Consider the following 4,785-nt stretch of genomic DNA (forward strand, 5'->3'; position numbering starts at 1 on the left):
GTGTCGCAGGTGACGCGGCCTTCCTTCTTGCTGCCGCCGGTCAGGTGATGCACGCCGCCCAGCGACAGCATCTGCGACCCGTATTCGCCCGTGGTGACATGGCCGACCGGTTCGCCCTGCGCCCGGATCAGGCTGCGCTCCGGCCCCAGATGGCGGTCGGTGTCGACCTTCACCTTGACGCCGCAATAGCTGAAGATGCCCTCGGTCACCACGGTGACCATGTCGACGCCATCGACCTCGGCCGAGACGATGAAGGGCGCCGGCTTGTAGTCGGGATAGGTGGTGCCGGCGCCGATCGCGGTGACGAAGGTCTCCTGCCCGCGCACCAGCTTGCCGTCCCAGTCGCCGGTGCTGCCGAACGGCACCACGCTGCCGCCCTGCGCCAAAGTGCGGTCCAGCACCACATGCGGGTCGACCCGGACCAGCGTGCCGTCATGGTTGGCATAGCGGTCGCACGCGCCGGCGGCACCGGGCTTGATGTAGCACATGACAGGGCAGGCATCGCAGCGGATGCGGCCGTCGGCCGTCTTGTCTGGGGCGGTTTTGTCCGGGGCGGTGGGCTGGGACATGTCAGTCTCGATTCTGCTGTGCGGCCGCGGCGGCACGCCCGGCGCCGACGGTCGCGGCGCGGCTGGTCGTCCATGGTCCGCTGGGCCGGAGCTGCCCTGTCCGGAGATGCATGAAGGGATCTCCCTGGCCTGATCCTGTTCCGAAGAGCCCGTCGTTACCCGGCCGGCATTTCATTCGTATACAAACGATCTTCATCCGCTCCGGCAGACCTGTCAAGGCGGGAACGGTGTCCTATGGGAGAGGGGCGCAGGTCGGGTTCGTGGAATCGCGAACCCGAGTTAAGGCTCCGGCACCAGCGCGATGCGGGCCTCTGCCGCGTCTTCCACGGCCGCACGGCTGTACAGCAGCGGCACCTGATCGCCGCGGGCCCATAGCGGGGCGAGGTCGCGGTAATGCGGTGAGCGCGGGTCGCCGGACTGGCCGGGCGCGTTGATGCAGGTGCTGCGGTCCCAGTCGCCGACATCCATGACGATGCGGACCGAGGCGCCGTTGGTGACCTGGAAGCTGTCCGGGCGATAGGCGGCGTGCATGACGGTGGAGGCGCCGCCACCCTTGGCCAGCGGGCCGACATCCAGCTCGGCCGTCCGCTCCGGCGCCACGGCGCTGGCCGGATGGCCGAAATAGCCGTGATGCAGATCGCCCCAGCGCCAGCTGGCGGGGTCGGGCCCCAGCCGCTGAGTTGCATCCGCCCAGGCCGCGGCCAGGGTCTTCAGCAGCAGCGCGTCGCGCGCCGCCATGGGATCGGCGCCGAAGCGGTCGTCCGGTGCCTCCAGCGCCGCCAGGATGCCGGCGACATCGCCCGGGGCCAGCAGCTTGCGGATGGCGGGGTCGGGCACCAGTCGGGCGAACAGGGCCGGCTTCAGATGCTTGGTCCACCACAGTTCGAACAGCGCCGCCGCAGCGGAGTCCGCCTCCAGCCGGGCGTCCCAGCCGCGCAGCAGGGCCAAGGCCTCGGCCGCGTCCCCCGGCTCCAGCGGCGTCAGCAGGCGCAGCATTCGCCGCGCCGGCACCGACAGGGTGTCGGCCTGCAGCGCTCGTGAGTCCGCCGGGCTGTGCCGGTCCTGCCCGGCCAGCACCTCGTGGACGCGCACGGCACGGCTGCCCTCCAGCCATTCGAAGCCGACCGGGCGCTGGTCATGCGGCCAGTCGGCCGGAAGGTTCAGCTCGTTGGCGGTGGCGACAAAGCCTTCCGGCGGGTCGATCCGCACCGGCATCAGCGCCGGGTCCATCATGCCGTCCCATTCGTGGCTGCCGTCGCCGGGGACTGGTGCCAGGCCGTGCCAGTTCGGCCGCCGCGGCACATGGCCGGCCGGCAGCCAGGCGATGGTGCCTGACGTGTCGGCATAGACCTGGTTGACCGACGGCGTGCCCCAGCGCCGCATCGCCGTGCGGAAGCCGTCGATGTCGCGGGCCCGCATGCCGCTGAGGCTGGCGAGATAGGCGGCCGATCCCGGCTCGAACCACACCGACCGCACCGCCACGGCGCTGTGCCTGCCGGCATCGGCATGCACCACCGGCCCGTGCCGGGTGAAGCGCAGGGTGCGCACCTGCTCCGCCGCGCCCTTGACGGCGAAGCGCTCCTCGACCATCCGCATCCGCTCCCAGCCCGCGCCGTAGCGGTATGAGTCGGGATCGTCCGGCCGGGTCTCGTAGAGATACACATCCTCCTGGTCGGCGCCGAAGATGGTCAGGCTGAAGGCGGCCGTGCCGTTGTGCCCCATCATGATGCCGGGCACGCAGGGTTCGCCGGCACCGATCGCGTCGAAGCCCGGCGCGGTCAGGTGGACGAGGTAGCGCAGCGACGGCACGGCATGGGCGCGGTGCGGGTCGGTGGCCATGACCGGGCGGCCAGTGCTAGTGCGGCTGCCATGCACCGCCCAGTTGTTCGATCCGTCAGAGGAGCCTTCGGCCTCCGGTGCCCGCAGCACCTCGCCGAGATCGGTGACCTCGCGCCACAGCCCGGCCTCATCCAGCGTCGCTGCCAGCCGTTCGGGCGGGAAGGTCACAGGGGCCATGGCCAGGCGGAACAGAAGCAGCGCATCCGGCGGCACCGCTGCAGGGTCGAAGCCCGGCACCGGCCCGACCTCGACCGGCGGCTCGATCACCTTGCGCAGCCGGTCGGTGGCGGCGTCGGCGCCGGCCAGCACATGGGCGCGCGCCAGCTCCGACAGCGCATTGCGGGTCAGGCCGTGGCTGCGGATGCGGACCACATCCTCCGGCTGCCAGCGCGCCGGCCTGGTGCCGAAGATCCGGAACTCCTCCGGCAGCCGGTCCGGCTCGCGCTCGGTCAGCGCGACATAGGCGTTGATGCCGGCGGCGAAGCGGCTGCAGATCGCTTCCGCATCCTCGGCATAGGCGGCCCATTCCGCCGCCATGTCGCCACGATAGAGAAAGTGCCGGCTGGCGATGTCCTGGGCCAGATAGCCGGGGCCGAACTCCGCCGCCAGCAGACCCAGGCCGCGCTTGCGCCACAGGTCGATCTGCCACAGCCGGTCGCGGGCGGCGTTGAAGCCCTGCAGGAAGAACAGATCGTCCAGGCTGGCCGCGGTCAGATGCGGGATGCCCCAGCGGTCGACCAGGATTTCGGCCGGGGCAGCGAGGCCCGGGACGGCGATCGGATCAGTCATTCGTCCCGGGCTCCCCTGGATTACGCGGCGGCTTCCAGCAGCTTGCGGCCGGGCCAGGTCTTCGCGGCGGCCCGGGCATATTGCGGCGGCAGGGTCAGCTCGGCGCCCAGCGCCTCGGCGGCATGCCAGCCCCAGCGCGGGTCGTCCAGCACGGCGCGGGCCAGCGCCACCTGGTCGGCATCGCCGCGGGCGATGATGGCCTCGGCCTGCTGCGCCTCGACGATCAGCCCGACCGCGCGGGTGACCAGGCCGCTCTTCTGCTTGATCTCGCGGGCGAACGGCACCTGGTAGCCGGGGGCGACCGGGATGCGCGCCTGCGGAACGTTGCCGCCGGAGGAGGCGCAGACATAGTCCAGCCCATGCGCCTTCAGCGCAGTCGTCAGGGCAACGGTGTCCTCGATGGTCAGGCCGCCCTCGACCCAGTCGACGGCGCTGACCCGGACTCCCAGCGCGATGCCGGCCGGCACCACGGCGCGCACGGCGTCGGCCACGGCCAGCGGGAAGGCGCGCCGGCGCTCGGCATCGCCGCCCCAGCGGTCGTCGCGGTGATTCGACAGCGGCGACAGGAAGCTGTGCAGCAGATAGCCATGCGCCAGGTGCAGCTCGATGGCATCGAAGCCCAGCCGCACGGCGCGGCGGGCGGCCTGGACGAAGGCGGCGGTGACCCGCTCCAGCCCGGCCTCATCCAGCGCCTCCGGCGTGTGCCAGCCCTCGCTGAAGGCCAGGGCGGAGGGGCCGACGGTCGGCCAGGGATCCTCGGCGGGGCCCAGGGCGCGGCCGCCCTCCCAGGGGCGCTGGGTCGATGCCTTGCGCCCGGCATGGGCCAGCTGGATGCCGAAGCGGGTGCCGGGCAGGGCGACGGCGCGGGCGGCGGCCAGGCCGCGGGCCATCGCCCGCTCATTGGCGTCGGAATAGAGGCCGAGGCAGCCATGGGTGATGCGGCCCCGGCGTTCGACGCCGGTCGCCTCCAGCACCACCAGCGCGGCGCCGGACATGGCGAGGGACATCCAATGCTGCAGGTGCCAGTCGGTGGCGCTGCCGTCATCGGCGGAGTACTGGCACATCGGCGCCACCACGATCCGGTTGGGCAGCGGCACCGGGCCGAGGGCGAGCGGGGAGAACAGCGCGGAGGCGGTCATGAGGGGGCGCTCGATCGGTTGCGGACGGGATGCGGTGACCTTCGGCGGCGTCACCGGATGATATGTCAGATCTTTATGTCCGCACCTGTTACCGATGCAATGCAGGTCCGACCGGACCGCTCAGTCCGCCAACGCCCGCAGGGCGGGGGCCTGCCGGCCGAAGGCGCGCAGGAAGGTGCGCACGGCGTTGGAGACCCCGACATCGATCTCGGCATCCGCCGGTTTGGTCCCGAGCATGTGGGAGATGTGGAAATCGGCGTGGATCAGGGCCATGAACTGGCGCGCGGCCAGGTCGGGGTCCTCGATCTCGAGGTGGCCGGCATGGGCCAGCTTGGCGAAGCGGGCGGCGATCGCGGCCCAGGCGGTACCCGGCCCGTGCTCGCGCCAGGCGGTGAACAGGGCGGGATAGCGCTCGCCCTCGGTCTGGATCAGCTTGCGCAGCGTGGCCC

The 4,785-nt window shown here is 71.8% G+C and carries 3 protein-coding genes and 1 pseudogene; all 4 read right to left on the reverse strand.

Annotated features, from left to right (window positions below; all coding sequences use genetic code 11):
• Positions 1–569, reverse strand: a pseudogene (locus tag AC3XYG_RS22970) (6-hydroxynicotinate reductase); the annotation flags it as partial.
• A 279-nt stretch (positions 570–848) separates the two neighbouring features.
• Positions 849–3,197: a penicillin acylase family protein gene (locus AC3XYG_RS22975; protein WP_489142189.1), complete on the reverse strand. Its 2,349-nt coding sequence runs from the start codon at positions 3,195–3,197 to the stop codon at positions 849–851.
• 20 nt (positions 3,198–3,217) lie between these two features.
• Positions 3,218–4,336, reverse strand: coding sequence for an NADH:flavin oxidoreductase/NADH oxidase (locus tag AC3XYG_RS22980; RefSeq protein ID WP_489142190.1), 1,119 nt, complete (start codon positions 4,334–4,336; stop codon positions 3,218–3,220).
• Between the two features lie 120 nt (positions 4,337–4,456).
• Positions 4,457–4,785, reverse strand: a 329-nt coding sequence (locus AC3XYG_RS22985; RefSeq protein WP_489142191.1) for a TetR/AcrR family transcriptional regulator C-terminal domain-containing protein, incomplete at its 5' end; no start/stop codon positions are given.

The sequence above is a fragment of the Inquilinus sp. genome (genome assembly GCF_057815775.1).

Bases quoted from the DNA above. Each gene is read 5' to 3' on its own strand.
- AC3XYG_RS22975 (WP_489142189.1), bottom strand. From the start codon at position 3,197: ATGACTGATCCGATCGCCGTCCCGGGCCTCGCTGCCCCGGCCGAAATC.
- AC3XYG_RS22980 (WP_489142190.1), bottom strand. From the start codon at position 4,336: ATGACCGCCTCCGCGCTGTTCTCCCCGCTCGCCCTCGGCCCGGTGCCG.